Genomic DNA, 20189 nt, shown 5'->3' on the forward strand with positions numbered 1-20189 from the left:
CATCGAAATGAAGCACCTCTTTGCGGATACCCAGCTTTGTGTACAACGCGATCGCATGTTCATCATCAATATCCGCCTGCACGTAAACAACATAAGCTCCTCTGACTTTAGCAATCTTCTTCACTTCCTGAATCAATGCGGTCGCGATGCCCTGACGACGATGGGTTGCGGTAACCGCCAAATCATAGATGTAGATTTCGCTGCGCGCTTGCTCAAACTTGATCAGTTCATAGGCTGCAATGCCACCGACGACTTCGCTGTCTTGCAATGCAGCGATCACAATGAAGGAGTCGCTACCAAGCAACCGTTCAAGATAAGCTGCACTCGGTCGATTCCCGCTATAAGTCTCTACGTCATCGAAGGCTTCGCCGAAGATTGTCAACAGGGCTTCCATCAACGCGATTTCGTTGGGCGCAATTTGGTGAATGCTGAAGCGGGATGATAAAGACAAACGCACCTCCTAGACTGCGTAACGCCTGAAAAGCCGTGCCGTCAAGCGTTGGCTTGAATAAAGTGTTAGGACGCTCCTTCCAACCGATCGGGCAGCTTGCCAGTGAAAACCGCCAACTGAGCCTCGAAAGCACGCTTGAAGGCTGGTCTCGCTTCACCGCGAGCGACATAGGCGCAGAGGTTCGGATATTCCTTAATCAAACTCGATCCGTTCAGCCTGCGCAGCACCTGCACCATCAGGAGGTCGCCAGCACTGAACGCATCGTCGAGCCAGTCGCTGTCCCCAAGCCGATTAGACAACTCCGCCAAGCGGCTACGGATGCGATCCTCGACAAGAGGTTGCCGCTGCTCATACCAGCTCTGGTCGCGCTCCAGGTACTCAGCGACTTCGCTCTGAACGATCACAGGCTCCACTGTGCTGAGCGCGGCGAACATCCACATGATTGCGCGTGCACGGGCATTGGCATCTTGGGGCAGGAGTCCCACATGGCACTCGGCGATATGGAACACGATCGCCCCCGACTCGAACAAGGCAAGATCGCCTTCTTCATAGGTCGGAATCTGCCCGAACGGATGAAGCGCACGATGCGCGGCTTCCTTCATCGCACTGAACGACACAAGCCGAACCTCATAAGGCTGACCCACTTCTTCAAGCGCCCAGCGCACGGGCATATCACGCGCCAGCCCCTGTCCGCGATCGGGCGACTGTTCAAATGCAGTGATGGTGGGGATCATTGGCAGACTCCAGGGGATTGCAAACTCGCCGCTCTGTCATAGTGTGACACCCAACGGTGCGCTTCAGCGGCTGCAAGCGCCTTTGCATCACCATCAGCTTTCGGCACTCCGCTCCAAGTGAATGTTATCGTGCTGTCTCTACGTGTATGACATTGTACAAATGAAACTCATTTCGCGCTAATCCTTCCCAATATGGCTTGTCTGGATTAAAGCCCGGTTGCTTCAAAATCGCCTCAAATGCCTCTTTACTCTCCCACTGCCCATAATTGAACATCCGCGCTCCGTCCAAGCTGCGATGAAAGCTTGCTGAGATGAGTCCGGGTGAATTGTTCATCGCTCGATCCAATTCTGTTGTAGTTCGCCTTACCATTTCTGGCTGATTAGAAGGCATCATGCGAAACTCAGCAAGATGAGTAATGCGATCGCCTGCGACGATCTCAACTTCTGCTGATATCGCTTTGCTCGCTGACACTTCTAGCTGTAACGAGTCTGGCGGAAAAAACTCACTGAACACCGCCGGACGTGGCAAACTGCGATGGTCAAACTTGGGTTGCCATTGGCTGTAAGTAAAGACTCGAACCCCATCTAAGCTTTGATGCACGCTGACTGATACAAAATAGGGATTAGACTGCCAGAATTTGATTTGCTCTTTGACCGCATCCACTAATCCTGATTGATGCCGCTCTGCAACTGTATACAAATCCAGTCCAACGATCGCGGTATTCGACCGATCAATCTGAACCATAAGCACTCCTCAATCTTTGTCGGTTTGCTTGTTCTGACTTGATGTTAAACGCCAACCGATAACCTGACAACTACTGCCAACACGACTAGACAAAGCAGGATAACGTTCCGCCTCACCCGCCGCTAGCAAGCTCTCGGACTCGACCAACAAACTTTATACGGTCGGCGTGCAGGCGGATTGTTATAAGGCGGTGCTATTGGGGTTTCGCACTCTATACAAGATATGAGATTGATGAGCATGCATGATGTTACTCTCCAACGAAAACCCTAACCTCTGCAACACCCTTTCAGATTTCTTGTTATTAACTAATGTGTAGCCCACTACGCTTGAATAAGAAAATTCCTTGAACGCGATCAAAACAGCCTTTTCCCCGATTTCTGTTGCTAATCCTTGCCCCCAAAACGCAGGCATTAGAGAATAGCCAAGTTCAACCTCTTCTCGATCAGTCAGAATTACTTTCCTGATGCCACCACGTCCTACAAATTCTCCTGTCGCTTTATCAAAAAACATCCATTGCCCATGCCCGTAATTATTCCATTGATCGCAATTCCACTGCAATTTCTTCCGAGATTCTTTCTCGCTCCAAACACCTCCCAAAGTCGCCATAACGGTTGGATTAGCACCAATACTTTGCCAGAACTGCCAATGAGATTCCCGGATTCTCTCACCTCGCAATCTGTTTGTCTCGATCAATTCAACTTGCATAACTCAACAAACATGTAGTCAACAATACTACAAATCTGATTCTCCCCTGATGAAATTGTAAATCAGAAGAATTTTGGAGACACGTTACCAAAAGATTTGCCTCCCAAATAGGCACTTACCGATGACTTGAGTCGTATAACTTCTTTTTAGAGAGAATGTTTCTGCCTATCTCCCCAAACTAGCTAGATCGCGAGAATCTTTCTGTATATTACACCCCGCTAGAATGATCGCCAGCCCCCTTCCACCCCTGTTCAGCCTTGCCTGACCATGAAGACAATAAGAAAAAATCGAACTCAATGAGCTTAGGGACTTGCAGGTTAATAATGTACCAATCGAGTTATTCAAGACCTTGAAGCTTCGTTGCTTGGCTGGTATTTTATTTTCTCGCTAGTCCCTTACGGGCGAAAATAGCTTTTGAACTCAACTAATTGTCTTGATAGATTGCCTTGATATATTCTGGGGTGGTGCGGTTACTAGCCTGTTATTAGCTTCGTCCATTCTATTCACCTGGTAGAAGTGACTGTTGGAGAAGAAACTCACGGATAGCAGCATCTTCAGTTAACCCGATCGCTCGTGAATATGCTTGTTGAGCTTCCGATTGACATCCTAACTGTTTGAGTAAGTGAGCTTTTAGTGCCCAATAGGGTTGGTAGTTTTTCACGGCTTCGCTTGGAAGTGCATTGAGATGGACTAAACCCTGGTTTGATCCTTTGGTTTGGGCGATCGCCGCCGCCTGGTTCACCAATGCCCCCAGAGTCGGCGAAAGCTGAACTAATCCCGCATATAACAATACCAGTGCTTCCCAATCAACCTGTCCAGTGATGGCGCGGTGGGTGTGAACCGATTGAATGGCAGCTTCAAGCTGAAACCGTCCCATCTGCTTGAATGTCGCTGCCTGCGTTAGTTCCTGTTCTGCTTCATCGAGCATCGACTGTACCCAAAGCCGAGTATCCTGCTGGAATAGGGGAATGTAAGAACCGTTGGCGGTACGACGAGCATTGCGTCGGGACTCACAGTAAAGCATCAGGGCAAGCAAACCGCGTGCTTCTGGTTCTTGCGGCATGAACTGAACACACAGACGTGCCAGCCAGATTGCTGCTTCTGTTAATCCTGAATGTCGAGAATCACCCCCATCAAGGGTTTCCCAAGCAGTCGTGTAAGCTGCATAGATTGCTTCGAGTACGGCGGCTAACCGGATTGGCAATTCTTTCGCCTCTGGTAGCTCAAAGGCGATGCCAGCATCTCGGATTTTTGCCTTTGCCCGAACTAATCGCTGACTCATGGTGCTGGGTGCAACTAAGAATGCGGAAGCAATCTGAGCAGCATTTAGACCGAGTACGGTTTGTAACATTAGTGGCGTATGAATCGCTGCATCGATCGCAGGATGGGCACAAATAAACAGCAGTTTTAAACGATCGTCTGGAAAGTTCACCGTATCAAAAGAGGATTCCGTTTGCAATTCTAGTGTGTTCAATTTGAACGTGTTGAGGACTTGATCCTGAACTTTGGTGCGTCGCGCGATATCAATCAGGCGATGTCGCGCCGTGACGAGTAGCCACGCTTCAGGATTTTTAGGAATTCCACTTTCTGACCATGTTTTTAGGGCGGCTAGGAAGGCATCGCCGAGCGCATCTTCGGCAGCTATCACATCTCTGGTTTGGGCTGTCAAATAAGCAACCAACCGTCCATAAGCGTTACGGGCTGCCAATTCTACTGCTCGACGTGCATCCATCTTCAGGTCTCGATTCTTCTAATGGTTAGGTTTGGTTGACGGTCGGACGAACTTCAATACCAGTAATTGGACGAACTTCGACACCCGCGAGACTGGCAGCAGGATTCCGGGCTGCCCATTCGAGAGCAGTATCCAAATCAGGCACGTCGATGATATAAATACCACCCAATTGCTCTTTGGTATCAGCGAAAGGACCATCTTGCACGCTTCGCTGTCCGTCTTGAACGCGGACGGTCGTGGCAGTCCGACTGGGTTGGAGTCCTGTGGCAGCAATCAACACTCCGGCTTCAGAGAGAGCTTGGGCGTAGGCAGCGAATGCCGGAGGATGGATTTTACCCGTCGCGTAATCTTGCTCATTTGCGTAATTTAGAATGCTGTATCTCATTTGTGTTTACCTCTTTTGGAGCGAATTGAAGCATTTTTCGACGCTTCCTATGACTATGACGAGCAAGACACTGACATTTCGACAGAAACTAAAATTTATTCTTGAACGATTTTGAAATCGGGTGATGGCTCGAACTCGTAAGTGCGGATTTCGATGTTGTGTCGATCAGGGTCATAGAAATACAAGGCATCCGCCAAGCCTCTAGAACCCAGCGATCGAGCCGCAGCGCCACCACTTCGATCGAACGGCTCATTGCCAAACGGAATGTTGAGCTGCTGAAGACGACCATGAACGGCTTCAAATAAAGTGCGCTCCAGGCAAAACGCCAGATGGCTTTGGTCTTGTGGGGCTTGCTCCAACAGGTCAAGCGTCAATCCCTCATTCACTCTCAGAATCTCGAATGGTTCAGCCCTGCCTTCATACTGGAATGCCAATACTTGCTGATAAAAACGGACGGATTCGACTGGATGACGAACCCGTAAAATCAGGTGATCGAGATAGATCATAATCATACCAATTTAAATGGTGTTAACGACAGATAGAGCGTTGAGGATAAAGGGATAACCCGTAAGAGAAGCAACCACTTGAGGAGTCAACTGGGACAGGAGTTGGTCTACCTCAGTTTGCAGTTGCTCTAGCGTTTTGAACGAAGCCCACTTGAGGTCTGCCTTGAGATATTCCCATAGCCGCTCAATGGGATTTAGCTCAGGACAGTAAGGCGGTTGAAACACTAAAATGACATTCTCTGGCACAATTAGGTCTTTACCTTTGTGGAACCGTCCGTTATCGACTTGCAGCAGGTTGAGGCTGTCGGGGTAAGCCCTGGAGAACTCATCCAAGAACCATTGGTAGCAGTCGGTATCGACATGGGAGAACTGCAAGAAAAAGGATTCGCCTGTGGCAGGTTCCACCGCACCATAAAGCCAGAATGCCTTGAACATCCATTGCCACGAGCCAATTGGTTTAACCCCAACTGCCGTAATCAAGCGTCCGATAAGTGTGTGAAGTCCAAAGCGGCTCTCATCTTGCGCGAAGTAGCGAATGGGTCGCTCAGCGTGGCGCACTTGCCGATGGTACTGACTCAACAACTTAAGGTCATCTGCCAGGTTTGCTTAAATGCCTCCCGCTGCTCTGGGTTCTGCTGGCTGTTTTGAGGGCGAGCGACCTTGAGCTTGGCTTTGAGTCGGTAGCGCGTCATCTGGTACACCGCATGATACTCGGCTTCTACCCCTAAACTCTCCAAGAGCCACTGCTGCACCTTCCCATAGCTGTCAAACCCATTGTCGGGGTCGTGCAACCGCTGGGCTAAAGCAACCTCTGCCCACATTGGAATCACCCGATTGCCTCCTCCTGGCGTTGGTTTAACCACTAGCAATGCTTCGAGTCCTTGCGCTCGATATAAAGCTAACCACTTTTGCACCGTGCCTCGATGCCTGCCGATTGCCACTGCAATTTGGCAGATACTCGGTGCTTGCGCTTGCTTGAGCCAGTACAACACTTGCAATCGCTCTTTGAGGATTGGCTGGTCAGTTTGTCGCAACCGCTCACCTAACTCGTCGAGACTTTCTTTAATTGCGATCGCGCTGACTCCAGCCATTGTTAGCCCCTCAACTTTACACATTTCATTTTATCCAATCTGTAATCGCTCTAGTTTAATTTGGTATGAGATCCTATCCAGTCGCTGAAGAAACGCAGTGTATCTCGATCGGTATGCTCTGGGCTGTAAGACTTTGGTTCAACTTTCTTGATCATCACGCTTGGGGGTAGACCGCTAACGGGTGGAGTGTGGCATCGCAGCAGCAAATTTCTTCTCCCTCCCTCAGAAAGTCGCTCAACTCGCGTAAATTGAACCTGACTGCCCATTGCAGTCGATAATACTTGCTCAGCAGCAGAGACAACACGCGGATCGGTTCTCCTGGGTAAATGGCTATAAGCAAAGTTGATGAACCGGCGCGGTAAAGCTTTCAGCCGATATGATCTTGGAAATCTGTATGGCATGATCTTTTTCTATGTGGATGTGGTCGATTAAGTGTCACTGACAGCCTCAATCATCGCGGACTTCATCATGTCATACCCACCTTCCATACCAGTAATGTGGTCAATTCTTTTTAACTCCTGCTTTTTCAAGCTGAGGCGCATCCACCAGTACAGATATCACCACTGCGACGAAGCCTGCCAAACCAAAAATAAAGTTAGTAGCGTGGGCATATTCCCACTGGGTTCTTAATTGCACCCAATTGGATGGTACGGAGATTGCAGTTGCCTGCTCGATCACGACATTGACAGGTTCGATCCGCAAAAAATAGATCAGAGGGAATGCTATTGCCAAACAAATCGTCCCTGCTAGCGTCCACCAAAACGCAGGTCGGCGTTTTCGGACTAGAACAGTAAGTACGATCGCACAAAGAACGGCACCCACCGTAATCAATGCACCGGGACCGGGTGCGCCAAAGTATCGGTACAGACTATTCTGAATCGTTACGTAAAGCGCGCCATCGTACTGCATCTTGGCGGGTAGTTCTAGCGTGTGGGCAAACTCCAATCCCATGAATAATGCAACAAAAATGAGTGTGATGAAACGCCAAGTTTTTAGAAACATTATGTCCTCCTGAATCCAATACAAGCGATGCTAGTCAGGCGAGCCAGCCCAACCGGAAACGAGAAAAACTGAACGTGAGACAACCCTGTTTCATGCATGAGTGCTGACAGTTCTTCTAGTTTGAAGCAGCGATTGCCCCAGTGCCACTCAATCAGTGATCCAGGTAATCCCGATCGGGTCACAACCAAAACTAACGGTGCGCCTGGGCGAAGTATTCTAACCATTTCCCGTAACCCTTGTATTGGATTGCTCAAGTGTTCCAGCATGTGAGCACTAATCACCCCATCAAAGGTACGATCGGCGAATGGTAAAGCATTCACGTCACCTTGGCAAAGTTGATGCAGAACATTCGCTTGACTCAGTTGTTGATGTGACTGGTTTAGCATTTCATCAGACAGATCAACTCCCGTAATACGGACGGTTGGATTCATCGTTTGAGCAAATGCTAGGCTGAATGCTCCGGTCCCAATCCCGCAATCACAAAGGGTCGCATTGTCTTTCCAGTCAGGCAGAATATTGGTGGTTTTGAGCAACTGCCACAACTTCTGATACGCATCGCGATACCCTAGAAGACGAAGCTGTTGATGCCAGCCAAAAGCAGCACGATTATAGGTTTGAGCAAGCTGTATTGGGGTGGGATACACTCGCTGAACTGAGACCTGCCACCAGCCGATCGTCCATTCCATTGTGAAACCTCATTGATGTGCGACTGTATCTTCAAAGTCGCTCTCAAGTTCGATTTCATCCCTGACCAAATGGATAGTTCAAAGGATAGTTTTGAAATGGTGGAAGGCGCAACGCCAGTACTCGGTAGCGGAAATGATACAGCAGTCTTTATGGAACCTCGCCGATCACGCAAACGACCGGGGGCTTGAGTGCAAGCGTGTCCGACTGGATGCGCGTGAAGCCTGCCTCTGTGAGACGTGTCACAATCTCGTGTCCCGCAGCCACTGTTGTCTCTGCCGTAGCACCGGGACACCGGGGCTGGGAGACGATCGCGATCCGTCCTCCAGGTCGCATGAGGCGATGGATTTCTTTCAGCCGCTCGACTGGTTCGCGCCACATGCCCATGTTGTTTACAGCCAAGACCCTGTCAAACGGCTCCTCGAACGCCGGAAGGTGCTCGATCAAACCACAACGCAGATCCACGCGACCCGCCTGTACAGCATCCAAGTTACGCTGGGTTGCCTGCCGAACCATGACTTCTGAGTGATCGATGCCACACACAAGACCCTGTGTTGCTCGACGGCTTAGCTCCCGGATTGCAATCCCCGGTCCGAAGCCAATCTCAAGGACGCGATCGGTTGGCTCCACGCCGAGGAGTTCGACTGCCCACAAATTGCGCTGACGGTTCGACGATCGCAGTGCCATCGCCCATCCGACGAGCCAGCCCGCGAACCCACGGGGCTGCATGAACTGAGACCGGATCGCCATCGCTAGCGTCTGCTTCTTGTCCATGACCTCATGTTCTCCTTGTGATTCAACTAATTGTGGCGATATCGGGTTATGGCTTCACTAGCCGAAAGGATAGGTCTTGAAACGATAGACTCTGCTACGATAAAAGCCCCAAATCTCTAGCTCTCGCGACTGCCTGAGTCCGATTATTCACCTCCAACTTGCCGTAGATATTGCGGGCGTGCCATTTGACGGCGGCGAGACTGACGAATAGCTGGTCAGCGATCGCCTGATTCGACAGTCCCGTTGCTAGATAGCCGAGTACTTCGAGTTCACGTGCGCTTAATGGCTCAATGAACGATTGAATGATGGTTACTTTTTCTTCAACTGAGATAAACATCGTTAACAACCGTTTAGCTTCATCAGCATGAATGTTTTGAGAGACAGCCAGTTGCAATAATTCTGCCATCGATTTGCCTTCATCGAGAAACAGACGAATGTAGTTTCCTTGACGAGGAACGTTCAGAGCTTGATTGAGGGCATCTAAGGATCGCGCTCGATCGCCTTGAGCCTGTAAAACCAACGCCTGTAAAAGCAATGTTTCCATGACCCGAATCGTTCGTCCCCCCGCATGAGTAAAGTCCTGCAATCGAGTCAGCAATCTCATTGCATCTTGCAGATGACCAGGTGATGAATGCTGCCGCCCATAAGCGAGTAACACTCTGGCAAAGGTGAAATAATCAAGTTCAGAACCTTGAGGAGATTGTTGAGTCGGGCTGTAATGCAGTTCGCCTTCGCTGCTCAAACCGCTCCTTTCCACCCAAGCCCTTGCTGCATCTACATTTCCTTCTGCTAGATGTAATCTGACTTTGCAAGCTTCGACTGAAAGAATTGTAGACCAGAGCCAGGGTTGACAGCGTTCAGCCGCACGAATGGCAGTCCAGGCTGATGGAAAGTCTCCCTGCGCCTGACGCACTCGTGCCAGAGTAATGTAACCCATCATCAATCCAGGCTAGCGCGACCTGTACTAACACGCCTGCGTAAGTTGCCAGCCAGTGCTGTTCAGTCGCTAACTCTAAACCTTGTTGGCAAAGTGAAACGGCTTCGTCAAGGCGACCCCGCAGGGCAAGAAACTGTGCCTGTAAGTAAAGTCCCGCGATCGCCGGATCAGCCATGCCCTGTGCCTTGCCAATGCGACTGACTTCTAGCAGTAACTGCTTTGCCGCCTCGTAGTTGTCTGTGGCAAAATAGGTGACTCCAAGATTGAGCAGAATCAGCGATCGCAGCCAGGACTGATCTTGGGGCAACAACTGCAAGGCTTTTTCCATACAGGCGATCGCCTCTACCGTGTTGCCTTGCTGACGAGCGTGCGCTCCTTTTAAGGCGATCACGACTCCCCAAAGCCGATCCACATGCTCAGTCTCAGGCGGGTTCTGGTTGAGACACTGTTCAAGGCGTTGAATCGCTGCAATTCCCTCTGCAAATTGCGAGGAGGTAAATCCAACCCAGGCTTTGGCGACCAGCAACTAGGGGCGAGTGTCGATTAGTTCTGCGGGTAATGCTGCGAAAGCCTGACGGAGAACAACTGCATCTAAACGAGGATTTTCACTCGTCTGAATTTCCTGCTCGATTAAACGGGTTGCATATTCAAACGATCGGGCTGAAATGGCGTGTTGAATGGCTTCTACAATGTACCCCTGCTGTTGATACCATTGAGCCGCGCGATCGTGATAGATCAAAATGCAATCAGGTTCTGTTCGCTGCAAAATGTACCGCAATGCGGCTGCAAACAAGTGATGATAGCGATACCAGATGCGATTGTGATCTAATGGAACGACAAATAGATTCTGGCGCTCCAACTGTTCAAGCGTGTCGGCTTCATGAACGACATCCTCTCCGACTACGACTTTGCAGAGAGATTGACACATCTGCTCTAAAATCGAAGTCCGCAGCAGAAACTTCCTCACGAGCTGAGATTGCCGTTCTAGAATTTCCTCCACCAGATAATCCAGCACATTGCGTTGGTTACCGCTAAACGACTCAATCAATGCCTCGGAATCTGCCGCTTCCCGCAGCGAAAGCATCGCGAGTTGTAATCCGGCAATCCAGCCTTCAGTTTGGGTTTGCAGCGTCGCGATCTGTGCCTCGGTTAAGGGTTGAGCGAGGGACTGATGCAGGAATGCCGCTGCTTCTTCATGGGTAAAGCGCAAGTCGTTGGCGTGGAGTTCTGTTAATTGAGCGCGGACGCGCAATCTCGCGATCGATAGCGGTGGATCAATCCGAGTGGCGATCGCGAGATGCACCTGAAGCGGCAAATGTTCCAGCAGGAAAATAAGTGCGTCGTGGATCGCAGAAGTGTTAATCAGATGATAGTCATCTAGAACCAGAACTACGTCGGTTTGGAGTTGCGCGAGTTCATTGATCAGCGGTGTTAAAAATGCTTTAGCAGAAGTCGGTTCCGTCGATCCTTCGGAGCTTCGCGAAGCGAATTGCAGCATCGCTAGCGTCGCTTCGCCGATGTTTGGATGACGTTGCTGTAAAGCGGTCACAACATACGTCCAGAAGCGAGTGAGATCATTATCGCGCTCATCAAGAGAAAGCCAACTGACGGGGAGTTTGAGTTCATGTGCCCATTCACTCAACAGGGTCGTCTTCCCAAAACCCGCCGCCGCCGAAATCAGGATCAGTTTGCTGGTTAATCCCTGATTTAATTTCTCCAGCAAACGTTTTCGCTGCACTAAGGGCAACTGCCCCGGTAAAGGTGGCGATGGGAGATACAACTTGGTGATCAGCAGAGGATTAACCATGCCGAGTTAAGCGTCCATGCAAACTTGATCTTTAGGGTAACGAATCGAGAAGGATGCAAGTTCTGTACAGCAAAACTGAATGAGTAATGGAAATTTAGCGCGATCGACTGCTAAAGCTTCTTGAAGTATCGGGCGACCGTCCATAGCCCGAATCCCATCTTTTCATAGGCACGACGGGCTGGGGCATGACCCGGATCGCCTCCGGTCTCGACCATTGCAATCGACATTCCAGCCGCTTCCATCCACTCAAGCGCAAATTCCATCAGAGCCGTACCAATGCCCTGACCTTGAAAATTGGGGTCAACCGCGACCATATAGATTTCACCCATTTTGTCCTCTAAGTGGAGTTTCACAGCGATAAAGCCCACAGGAGAACCTGCATCGATAGCAACCCAGACATTGGTGTCTTCGGCAGCGCAGACCTCCTCGAGCAGCAAAGCTGTGCCAAAGGCAACGCCTTTTGCTGGCTCATCCGCCAACCATTGGGATAAAACGATCGATACACTTCAACGTCCATCGCGTTCTGAATCGACTCAAAAACCGGAGTCCAGGCTCGCAGCGAAAGCTGAATGACAGCATCGAGATTGTCAGCATTGTAAGGTTCAATCCGCACTTCCATATCCACTCCGGTTAATGCCAATAATCCAGCACATCGCATTGGTTACGCGCAAACAAACCAACCCATACCAAGGTTGGAGATGTAGTTTTATACCACAGATTGTAGTTTAATACTACAAATATAATACAACTAACTCTCATCCGTGCTACGATGCGCGTGAGATTTGATCTGTCTGAACGTTGGTCAAGATAAAGCATGGAGTTATGTCAAGACGACCAGATGCGGAATTCAGACCCCGTATAAAGATGCATGAAGGGGAAATTGACATCGACGAGTTCCTCGTTGAACGGTTAATGACTGCACAATTCCCTCAGTTTGCTAATCTGCCAATTCATGCAATGCAGTCCACAGGAACGGTAAACGTGATTTATCGGCTCGGTGATCACTTCTGTGCGCGATTTCCGCTCCTGGATTCATGGGCGCGAGACATCGAGAAAGAGTGGGACTGGCTACCGAAGCTTGCTCCACATCTGTCGCTGCATATTCCTGAGCCAGTTGCAAAGGGGCAGCCGACAAGGGAGTATCCCTTTCCCTGGGCGATCTACCGATGGATTGAGGGTCATCCGTATCAAGATGACCTGATCCAAGATGAACGTCAGGCTGCTGCCGATTTAGCGCAATTCCTCACCAAACTACGCCGCGTTGATCCCGTTGGCCCACCCCCCACTGGACGTAAGCCACTCCGCGAACTGGACACGGCGACGCGCGCGGCAATCGAGGCGTTGCAAAGCACGATCGACAGGGATGCGATCGCACTGGCTTGGAGCAACGCACTCGAAGCAGCCGCTTGGGACGGAACACCGGTTTGGATACACACAGACTTGCTGCGATCGAACCTGCTTGTGAAAGGCGGACGGCTGCGGGCGGTGATCGATTTTGGTGGCATTGGTGTGGGTGATCCGGCTGCGGATGTCATTGCTGCCTGGAGTGTCTTCAACCCTATTGGACGATCGGTATTTCGTGCTGCTCTCGATGTGGACGACGATACGTGGAATCGAGCGAGAGGCTATGCCCTTCACCAAGCCGTTCTAATTATGCCGTATTACGCTGAGACGAACCCTGGATTGGTAGCACTCGCGGAACGCACGATCAAAGAAGTACTGACTGACCTGGGATACACAACGCTTGCATAAGATCCTCAGAGACAAAGTGCCACGGTTCTTAGCCCAGTTGGAGTCAATTTTGGGATGTACGACGAAATTGCCAATCTTTATCACCTTGTCTACCCAAATTGGAACGAAGCCATCGAACGGCAGGGGGAGGCACTCAATGGTGTTGTCAGCGACTTCATTGGTTCAGCACCTCTATCCATTCTGGATGTTTCCTATGGCATTGGGACGCAGGCATTAGGACTCGCTGCCCTCGGACATTGGGTAACGGCATCTGATTTATCAGCAGCAGCAGTGAATCGGGCGCGCCAAGAAGCGGTGACGCGCGGACTTGACGTTACGTTCAAAGTGGCAGATATGCGTCACTGTGCCGAAATTCATGGTTCTGGATTTGATGTCGTGCTAAGTGCTGACAACTCCTTGCCCCATCTCCCTGGCGAAGATGAGATCCAAGTTGCGCTCCAAGGGTTCTACAGGTGCTTGAGGCAAAATGGCGTGGCGATCGTGAGCCTGCGCGATTATCGGGCGGATGAAGATCGATCTTCCCCACAAATGTGGTCTTATGGGTTCCGTTATGACGGCAGCGATCGCTACTTTGCACTTATTTCTGGAGCCATGCGATGAGAAGGACGGGCTGCTTTGCAGATACCGCAAGGGTCGCCAGCCCAACGCAGAACCAGAGAACCCAGTTGATTTGGCGCTGGGAGGCTGATCAGGATTTTGTTGCAGTTACACGATAATCCAAGCTTTCGCGATCGTGATTTACATTTAGCGATTGAGGTAATCTCTCAATTCAAAATCTAGAAGCCAAATTTAGATTTCTATCTTTGACACAAACTGTTTGACATACCCTACTTTTTCTCTAGGGTTCATCGAAAAGCATTGAAAACACTTCGTCTAAAGACTGTGGAAGATCTTGAAAGTTTGAATGAGTACTAGCAATCACACTAACCATAAGCTCCAAAATCTGTTGGGTACTGTATCCTGCTTCGCTCAGCTTTAAAAGTTCAGAAGCTTGTTGAAAAGCCTGTTTTGCCTCACTCAATCGTTCTTGAAGTCTATAAATCATGGCAATTCTGAAAAGAGCAGTTGCCATGTTGGGATGATTAGCCCCAAACAATTGTTGATACATCTCTAGTCCTTGCAAACAGAAAGACTCAGCTTCACCCAATCGCCCCTGTACTAGGTAGAGTCCTGCAATATCCATGAGACTGCTTGCAATATCGGGATGGTCATTTTCAAACAACCGCCGCTGCATTTCTAGTGCTTCTAAAAAAAGAGACTCAGTTCTATCTAAACGCTTTTCTGTCAGGTAGAAGAACGCTAGAGAATTGAAGCTATCGGCTACGTTCGGATGATCACCTTCGTACAGTTTTTGCTGTATTTCCAATGCTCGTACACAAAGTTTTTCAGCTTCGTTTGAGTATCCTTGCACCGAGTATTGTGCTCCCAACTGTGCGAGACTAGCTCCTAGATGAGAATAATTACCTTCAAGATGTTGTTGTGCCAGATTCAGTAATCTAACCCGGAATGTTTTAGCCTCACTCAATCGCCCCTGTATCAGATAGAGCAATGCTAAATTGGAAAGACTACTTGCCATACTAAGATTGTCACCTGCGAACAATCGTTCACCCATTTCTAGAGATTGTGAAAGAAGCGATTCAGCCTCACTCAGCCGCCCTTGAGAAAGGCGTAATACCCCCAACTGATTGAGACTCCCTTTCACATTAGGATGATCATCCTAATGCAGCCGTTTCCTCATTTCTAATGACTGTATGCAAAAAGACTCAGCTTCCTCTAAGCGTGCTTGGTCTAGGTAAAAACCTGCTAAATCACAGAGAGTATTTGCCACATCAGAATGATCATCTTCATGCAATCGCTGCCACATTTCTAAAGACTGTATGTAAAGTGACTCAACCTTGCCTAAAATCCCTCGCTTTTGATAGAAGCGTGCTACAGCCATGAGCGTCATTGCAACATCAGCATGACCACTCTCATAGTGAGAATGTATTACTTCCAGACACTTCTCATACCAAATCTTTGCCTCAGCATAGAGTCCTTTCCCTTCATAGAATTGTGCAAGACCACTAAATAGATATAAAAGATCTTCGCCCTGCAATTCTTGTGTGTGGTGCTGTGCTACCTCTTGCAAGTGAGAATGAATTGGTATAAAAATCAGAATTTGCTGACTAGTTGGATTGCAAGGGATCTGTGCGGCAATATCGACCAGTATAGACGTGAATGCATTCAATAATGATTGATCTCCGGTTGTCCCAGCTGCAATTCGGTGCTTCTCAGCTAAAAAGTTCTGAATTAATGTATGCAATCGGCAAACTTCTAAATTTTCTTTACTAATCTGCACCACCGAAGCATTATCTAAGCGCTTCCGCGCTTTTCGGATCAAATACTCTTCTCCCTTCACTCGCTGCATTATCCATTCCACCAACCACCAAGGGATTGCATCTGGTGCAAATAGACTCAAGAGCCTTGCTACTACCTGGCTATCTTCATCCAACTGCTTCCACGTCAACTCAAAAGCGGCTCTAACTCCAAGCTGTGCCGTCATTTGATACTGCGGCAATCGCTCTAAAGCCTCACATCTCAGTTTTTCAGCCTGCAACAGACCTAACATCTCTTTTAATGTCAAAAAACGATCTGACGCTAAATACCGCCCCACCAATTCAATTCCAAGAGGCAACCATCCTAATGCTTCGCATAACTCATCAGCAGTATTAGGGTCTTGTGATACTCGCTCCAGTTTCTCTAAATGCCCTAATAGCCCCCGTGCTGCTTCAGACTGCAACACGTCTAGCTCAATTTCAACAAAGTTGGCATCCAGTCCCCTCATCCGTGTTGTTAACAGCAACCGGAATTGACTCAGATTCGGCAGAAAACGTTGACATATCGCCCAGTGTTCGGCATCTGGAACATCATCTAACACCACTAAAACTTGACCACAAGGCTGCCAATGCCGCCAACACCATCGCACCAATTCCTCTGTTGGCAAGGATCTTACCCACTCATCACGAACTCCTGGAAGTTGCAAATCCAATTCAGCAATCTGGATGATTTGAGAAGCTAGATCCTCCCGTGCATTCAGCCAACATACTCCCCCCGGAAAGTAACTCTCCTGATAGCTCTTGGCATATTCGATCGCTAGCTGAGTTTTTCCTACACCACCCATCCCATAGACAGCTACCCAAACGACTGCATCCTTTCGTTGCAAAATCTTGTGCAACCGAGCAAGTTCTGTATCTCGCCCAACAAAGTTAGGTGTCGATCTATGGGAATCAAAGAGATTTGTCCTGTCAGGCTGAGTCTGAGCAGACGATTCCCCGTTCAAGACAAACAAATTGCCTTGAAGCCTGTTGATGTTAAAAATATCTCGTCTAGAGTACTGCCCGTCTGAGTGCATCATGCTCACGAACCACCCAGCTTATTTACTCTGCCCTCAATTTTCTCGATAGTGAAGATGTCTCGTCCAGCAGTCTGAGTATACGTTCGACTCCCTTCTATAGTCTGATCACCATTGATAGTCTGATCACCAACATTGGTCACCTGCTGCGCCAACTGTTGTAACGTTTGAGCAAATTGAGGATTACCCATTTCGTAATCTAGATACCCCGAAAGTGTTTCGAGCGCTTCGGGCGATCGCTCTTTCTCGATCTTCTCAATCGCATCCTCCGCCTTCTGATTCCCCTTAAATCGTGCCTTAATCGTTGATCGCAACTGCTCGATCGCGCCGCCGACCGCTTTCTTCGCGATTTCTCCGGCTCCAGACTTCACAAACTCATCAAAGGCAATTTTTGCGATCGTCGCTCCAGTCAAAGCATCCATAAGCCACCGCCAAACGACTACATTTTAGTTGTAGTTAATTCTTCTACTTCTGTCGGCAGTTTCCGTAAGATTACAGAATTAATTTCAGCAATGGTGACAATTTGTGCGGATGCCAAACGCAGTAGAGATGACAACAGGCATTTTGGGGGCGTTGAATGCCTAATACACCTCGTCGTGGTTGCCGATATCGATTAATACGATCGCTTCTTCCTCTTCTCCATCCAATGCCGCAAATCGGGGCACTGGTCTTTTAAGGGATGAGGGAGGCGAAGCCTCGCTGTGTCAGCAATTCAAGCATCGAGACTGGGCGACCACAGTATCCCATTGCCATTGCTGGAGTCGTAACCGTCTTGGAGGGTAACCTTGCCGTTCTTGACGACCTGCTGACTTTCACATTCTGGGCAGTGCATCAGCTCTGATCCACGCGATGCAACCATTTTACACATCACTCATTAACAGACCAGTGCCGTAGTGCCGCATAACAGAGACTCAAAATTTCTCAGTTTACAGGCAGTGGTTCGTTTCGAGAGACTCTTGGAGATCGAGGCAATGTTCCCAAAGCGTTGGTTTGCGTGACTCAATATCAAGCCAGTGCTATGTTGTAGCCGATCTGAGAGAATTGCTATTGCTGATGATTATTTGGTTAAACGGAGCATTTGGAGTTGGCAAAACTCAGACTGCCTTCGAGCTGCATCGCCGCATTCCGGGTAGTTTTGTGTTTGATCCTGAGCAAATTGGCTTTGCACTGCGTAAAGTGCTGCCACCTCAGATGCATCGAGACTTTCAAGACCATCCCGTCTGGCGTGAGTTCACTTACCAAACGTTGCGATACGTTGCTGAGAACTTTTCAGGTGTCATCATTGTTCCAATGACGGTTGTCAATCCGCTCTATCACGAGCAAATCATCGGTGCATTGCATCGAGAGGGATTACAGGTGTATCACTTTACTTTACTGGCTTCTCGCGAGACGATTCTGCGTCGGTTGCGATGGCGCGGGGATGGCAGCAACTCTTGGGGTGCGCGTCACCTGGATCGATGCTTGAACGCTTTATCAGACGAAAAGTTCGCAGTCCATCTCAATACCGAGAGAAAAACGATCGCGACTGTTGCAGAGGAAATTGCTCATTCTACAGGTCTTGCGCTCAAACCTCCTGGCATCAGAATCTTACGCCCCCTAAAACGGATAGCAATACAAATCCGCCATATTCGCTGGTAGCGATCAACGTCACGGTCTCAGTCTAGCTAAAGCTGAACTTCGCGCAGCCGACGTTCCAGGAAGCGGCGTTCACTGTTATTAGTTACGAGCTTCAGCGCACGATCGTAACTTTGGGCAGCAGCGACAGCGTTTCCGCCTCGTCGCCACAGATTAGCACGAGCGGCGTAAAACAGGTGATAGCTGTCGAGTTCGGTAGCAAGTTCATCCAGAAGGGTGAGTGCTACCTCATATCCCTCGACCATTGCAATCGCCACTGCCCGATTTAGTGAGACGATCGGGGATGGGTGCAAGCGTTCCATCACTGCATAAAGCTGAACAATCTGCACCTAATCGGTGTCTTCTGCTCGTGCTGCCTGACGCCGAAGGGCTGCAAACACTCGTGGAGCGAAGCTTTCGCCGCTTGCAGGGCAAACGATCCTGTGCCGTCTCGTAGTGCCTCTTCCACCAGTGGCAGTGCCTCAGCAATTTGCGGCTGATTCCAACGACGACGGTCTTGATCTTCGAGCAGCACCAAATAAATCGCCCTGCTCATCTAAACGGGCATCCCGACGTGCATCGTGCAGCAACATCAGTGCCACCAGTGCCGTGACTTCTGAGGGGGGTTGTGGGGACATCAACGCCCTCACGAGGCGACCGAGCCAGATCGCTTCGGCACACGGATCGGCTCTGATGATTGTTTGACCACGGGTCGCCGCATAGCCTTCGTTGAAAATGAGATAGATGACGCTCAACACGGCATCTATTCGGGCGGGTACGTCGGTTGTGTCTGGCACTTTGTAGGGAATGCCTGCATCCCGAATTTTGCGCTTGGCATGCATCAGCCGTTGCGCCATCGTCGCCTTTGGCACAAGAAAGGCACGGGCAATTTCATCGGTTTCGAGTCCGCCAAGCATTCGCAGTGTGTGAGCCACCTGAGTCTCAATTGCCAGTGCCAGGTAAGCGCAGGTAAAGATTAGCCTGAGTTGATCGTCTGGAATTTCAGGCACTGGTTTGCTAAAGGATGGTAGTTAAAATAAAGTCAGCGTTGAGGATGCATCAATGAACTGTCCAACTTGCCAAAGCCAAAATGTAGAGAAAAATGGGACAACCAGGCGTCAAGATAACAGTGTTGTTCAGAAATATCGGTGCAAGGCTTGCAAGCGACAATTCAACGAGCGAACAGGCACTCCGATGTCAAAGCTACGAACCTCATCAGTAATTGTGGGTGCGACTTTGAATGTCCGCAAAGGATTGGGCATTCGTGCGACCGGTCGTTTGGCAAGTCTCACTCAACCATCATGCGTTAGGAGCAAAGGCTTGCCCAGCAAACTCCTCAGTGATCACCGCCGGCACCGGAAGGGTCTGATGTCATGCTCGAAGGGGATGAACTGTACACTCGTGTCGGCGAGAACCTTCCCCCCGGAAGCCAGTAAAGGTTGAACAATCCATTTCATCGAACGCCAGAGTCGCTATTGGACTACCGCCCAGGCAGGCAAAAAGCAGACTCAATTGTTTGAGCAAGGCATTCAAAGAGCCTGGAATTGGGCAAAACCAGCCCAGTTCATTCGTTGGTTTACTGATGGTGACCGGCGCTATGGTAAAGCATTGTGGAAACTTGCCTGTGTCTATCTCAAATTAGGAGAAGCCTACCCAGATTACCAGCGCTGCAAGGTTTGGCGCGAAGGGCTAGAAGTCGCCATGAAAATCAAAGGTTCTCAAGGCAACAGGCGGATTGAGTGGGTTTACCCTGAGCATCCATTTACGGCTATCAGTGCCGGATCTGAGGTGCATGCCAATCATAACGAGGACCAAAACAGCGCACTTAGACGACGCTGTAGTGCTCACCGTAGACGACAGAACCTCTACGCCAAGTGTG

General features: G+C 49.5%; 27 protein-coding genes and 1 pseudogene. 5 read left to right on the forward strand and 23 right to left on the reverse strand.

Going from position 1 to position 20189, the window contains the following annotated elements:
- Positions 1-394 (reverse strand): AAC(3)-I family aminoglycoside N-acetyltransferase (locus ACKFKF_RS16205; RefSeq protein WP_446868694.1); only part of this gene is annotated, 394 nt, incomplete at its 3' end.
- Between the two features lie 122 nt (positions 395-516).
- Entirely contained in the window at positions 517-1185 is a 669-nt protein-coding gene (locus ACKFKF_RS16210; protein ID WP_446868617.1) for a glutathione S-transferase family protein, read from the reverse strand.
- Here ACKFKF_RS16210 and ACKFKF_RS16215 point away from each other — a divergent pair.
- Positions 1172-1306: a hypothetical protein gene (locus ACKFKF_RS16215; protein WP_446868618.1), complete on the forward strand. Its 135-nt coding sequence runs from the start codon at positions 1172-1174 to the stop codon at positions 1304-1306. The two genes, ACKFKF_RS16210 and ACKFKF_RS16215, sit on opposite strands and share 14 nt — an antisense overlap.
- A 3-nt stretch (positions 1307-1309) precedes the next feature.
- On the opposite strand, the gene ACKFKF_RS16220 is transcribed toward ACKFKF_RS16215, so the two are convergent.
- From ACKFKF_RS16220 to ACKFKF_RS16290, 15 genes are all read right to left on the reverse strand, one after another.
- Positions 1310-1930, reverse strand: a complete 621-nt coding sequence (locus ACKFKF_RS16220) for an antibiotic biosynthesis monooxygenase family protein (protein WP_446868619.1) — start codon at positions 1928-1930, stop codon at positions 1310-1312.
- A gap of 180 nt (positions 1931-2110) precedes the next feature.
- Positions 2111-2635: a GNAT family N-acetyltransferase gene (locus ACKFKF_RS16225; RefSeq protein WP_446868620.1), complete on the reverse strand. Its 525-nt coding sequence runs from the start codon at positions 2633-2635 to the stop codon at positions 2111-2113.
- A 499-nt stretch (positions 2636-3134) separates the two neighbouring features.
- A complete protein-coding gene (locus tag ACKFKF_RS16230) occupies positions 3135-4367 on the reverse strand; it encodes an RNA polymerase sigma factor (protein WP_446868621.1) in 1233 nt (410 codons plus the stop codon).
- 25 nt (positions 4368-4392) lie between these two features.
- Positions 4393-4752, reverse strand: coding sequence for a YciI family protein (locus ACKFKF_RS16235; RefSeq protein WP_446868622.1), 360 nt, complete (start codon positions 4750-4752; stop codon positions 4393-4395).
- 95 nt (positions 4753-4847) lie between these two features.
- On the reverse strand, positions 4848-5264 hold the full coding sequence (locus ACKFKF_RS16240) for a VOC family protein (RefSeq protein ID WP_446868623.1): 417 nt from the start codon (positions 5262-5264) through the stop codon (positions 4848-4850).
- 6 nt (positions 5265-5270) lie between these two features.
- Positions 5271-5837 carry an IS630 family transposase gene (locus tag ACKFKF_RS16245; RefSeq protein WP_446868624.1) on the reverse strand — a complete coding sequence of 189 codons (567 nt, stop codon included), beginning with the start codon at positions 5835-5837 and terminating at the stop codon, positions 5271-5273.
- Positions 5834-6373, reverse strand: a complete 540-nt coding sequence (locus ACKFKF_RS16250) for a helix-turn-helix domain-containing protein (RefSeq protein ID WP_446868625.1) — start codon at positions 6371-6373, stop codon at positions 5834-5836. Before ACKFKF_RS16250 ends, ACKFKF_RS16245 begins: the two co-directional genes overlap by 4 nt.
- A gap of 477 nt (positions 6374-6850) precedes the next feature.
- Positions 6851-7351, reverse strand: coding sequence for a hypothetical protein (locus tag ACKFKF_RS16255; protein WP_446868626.1), 501 nt, complete (start codon positions 7349-7351; stop codon positions 6851-6853).
- Complete coding sequence (locus tag ACKFKF_RS16260) at positions 7351-8037, reverse strand: class I SAM-dependent methyltransferase (protein WP_446868627.1); 687 nt, start codon at positions 8035-8037, stop codon at positions 7351-7353. Before ACKFKF_RS16260 ends, ACKFKF_RS16255 begins: the two co-directional genes overlap by 1 nt.
- 148 nt (positions 8038-8185) lie before the next feature.
- The gene (locus tag ACKFKF_RS16265) at positions 8186-8785 is read right to left on the reverse strand and encodes a class I SAM-dependent methyltransferase (RefSeq protein ID WP_446868628.1); all 600 of its coding nucleotides are present in this window, start codon (positions 8783-8785) and stop codon (positions 8186-8188) included.
- Positions 8786-8903: 118 nt separating this feature from the next.
- Positions 8904-9746, reverse strand: coding sequence for a LuxR C-terminal-related transcriptional regulator (locus ACKFKF_RS16270; RefSeq protein WP_446868629.1), 843 nt, complete (start codon positions 9744-9746; stop codon positions 8904-8906).
- On the reverse strand, positions 9667-10272 hold the full coding sequence (locus ACKFKF_RS16275; RefSeq protein ID WP_446868630.1) for a tetratricopeptide repeat protein: 606 nt from the start codon (positions 10270-10272) through the stop codon (positions 9667-9669). The genes ACKFKF_RS16270 and ACKFKF_RS16275 overlap by 80 nt, the downstream gene beginning before the upstream one ends.
- The gene (locus ACKFKF_RS16280; protein ID WP_446868631.1) at positions 10273-11553 is read right to left on the reverse strand and encodes an AAA family ATPase; all 1281 of its coding nucleotides are present in this window, start codon (positions 11551-11553) and stop codon (positions 10273-10275) included.
- 110 nt (positions 11554-11663) lie between these two features.
- Positions 11664-11990 (reverse strand): GNAT family N-acetyltransferase, encoded by a 327-nt coding sequence (locus ACKFKF_RS16285; RefSeq protein ID WP_446868632.1) that lies wholly within the window; start codon positions 11988-11990, stop codon positions 11664-11666.
- Positions 11903-12211, reverse strand: a complete 309-nt coding sequence (locus tag ACKFKF_RS16290; RefSeq protein ID WP_446868633.1) for a hypothetical protein — start codon at positions 12209-12211, stop codon at positions 11903-11905. The genes ACKFKF_RS16285 and ACKFKF_RS16290 overlap by 88 nt, the downstream gene beginning before the upstream one ends.
- A 254-nt stretch (positions 12212-12465) precedes the next feature.
- Between ACKFKF_RS16290 and ACKFKF_RS16295 the strand changes: the two genes are divergently transcribed.
- The gene (locus ACKFKF_RS16295; RefSeq protein WP_446868634.1) at positions 12466-13305 is read left to right on the forward strand and encodes an aminoglycoside phosphotransferase family protein; all 840 of its coding nucleotides are present in this window, start codon (positions 12466-12468) and stop codon (positions 13303-13305) included.
- Positions 13306-13359: 54 nt separating this feature from the next.
- On the forward strand, positions 13360-13905 hold the full coding sequence (locus ACKFKF_RS16300) for a class I SAM-dependent methyltransferase (RefSeq protein ID WP_446868635.1): 546 nt from the start codon (positions 13360-13362) through the stop codon (positions 13903-13905).
- A gap of 238 nt (positions 13906-14143) precedes the next feature.
- On the opposite strand, the gene ACKFKF_RS16305 is transcribed toward ACKFKF_RS16300, so the two are convergent.
- From ACKFKF_RS16305 to ACKFKF_RS16320, 4 genes are all read right to left on the reverse strand, one after another.
- Entirely contained in the window at positions 14144-15007 is an 864-nt protein-coding gene (locus ACKFKF_RS16305) for a tetratricopeptide repeat protein (RefSeq protein WP_446868636.1), read from the reverse strand.
- Between the two features lie 15 nt (positions 15008-15022).
- Positions 15023-16699: an NB-ARC domain-containing protein gene (locus ACKFKF_RS16310; protein WP_446868637.1), complete on the reverse strand. Its 1677-nt coding sequence runs from the start codon at positions 16697-16699 to the stop codon at positions 15023-15025.
- A gap of 2 nt (positions 16700-16701) precedes the next feature.
- Positions 16702-17118 (reverse strand): hypothetical protein, encoded by a 417-nt coding sequence (locus tag ACKFKF_RS16315; RefSeq protein WP_446868638.1) that lies wholly within the window; start codon positions 17116-17118, stop codon positions 16702-16704.
- A gap of 290 nt (positions 17119-17408) precedes the next feature.
- Entirely contained in the window at positions 17409-17555 is a 147-nt protein-coding gene (locus tag ACKFKF_RS16320) for a hypothetical protein (protein WP_446868639.1), read from the reverse strand.
- Between the two features lie 194 nt (positions 17556-17749).
- Between ACKFKF_RS16320 and ACKFKF_RS16325 the strand changes: the two genes are divergently transcribed.
- On the forward strand, positions 17750-18334 hold the full coding sequence (locus ACKFKF_RS16325; RefSeq protein WP_446868640.1) for an AAA family ATPase: 585 nt from the start codon (positions 17750-17752) through the stop codon (positions 18332-18334).
- A 26-nt stretch (positions 18335-18360) separates the two neighbouring features.
- Here the strand turns inward: ACKFKF_RS16325 and ACKFKF_RS16330 are convergent, their stop codons facing one another.
- A complete protein-coding gene (locus ACKFKF_RS16330; protein ID WP_446868641.1) occupies positions 18361-18660 on the reverse strand; it encodes a hypothetical protein in 300 nt (99 codons plus the stop codon).
- A gap of 132 nt (positions 18661-18792) precedes the next feature.
- Positions 18793-19320: a DUF6596 domain-containing protein gene (locus tag ACKFKF_RS16335; RefSeq protein ID WP_446868642.1), complete on the reverse strand. Its 528-nt coding sequence runs from the start codon at positions 19318-19320 to the stop codon at positions 18793-18795.
- Positions 19321-19372: 52 nt separating this feature from the next.
- Here ACKFKF_RS16335 and ACKFKF_RS16340 point away from each other — a divergent pair.
- A pseudogene (locus ACKFKF_RS16340) lies at positions 19373-20185 on the forward strand (IS1/IS1595 family N-terminal zinc-binding domain-containing protein); the annotation flags it as partial.
- Between the last annotated feature and the right edge of the window lie 4 nt (positions 20186-20189).

The sequence above is a fragment of the Phormidesmis sp. 146-12 genome, assembly GCF_052939495.1.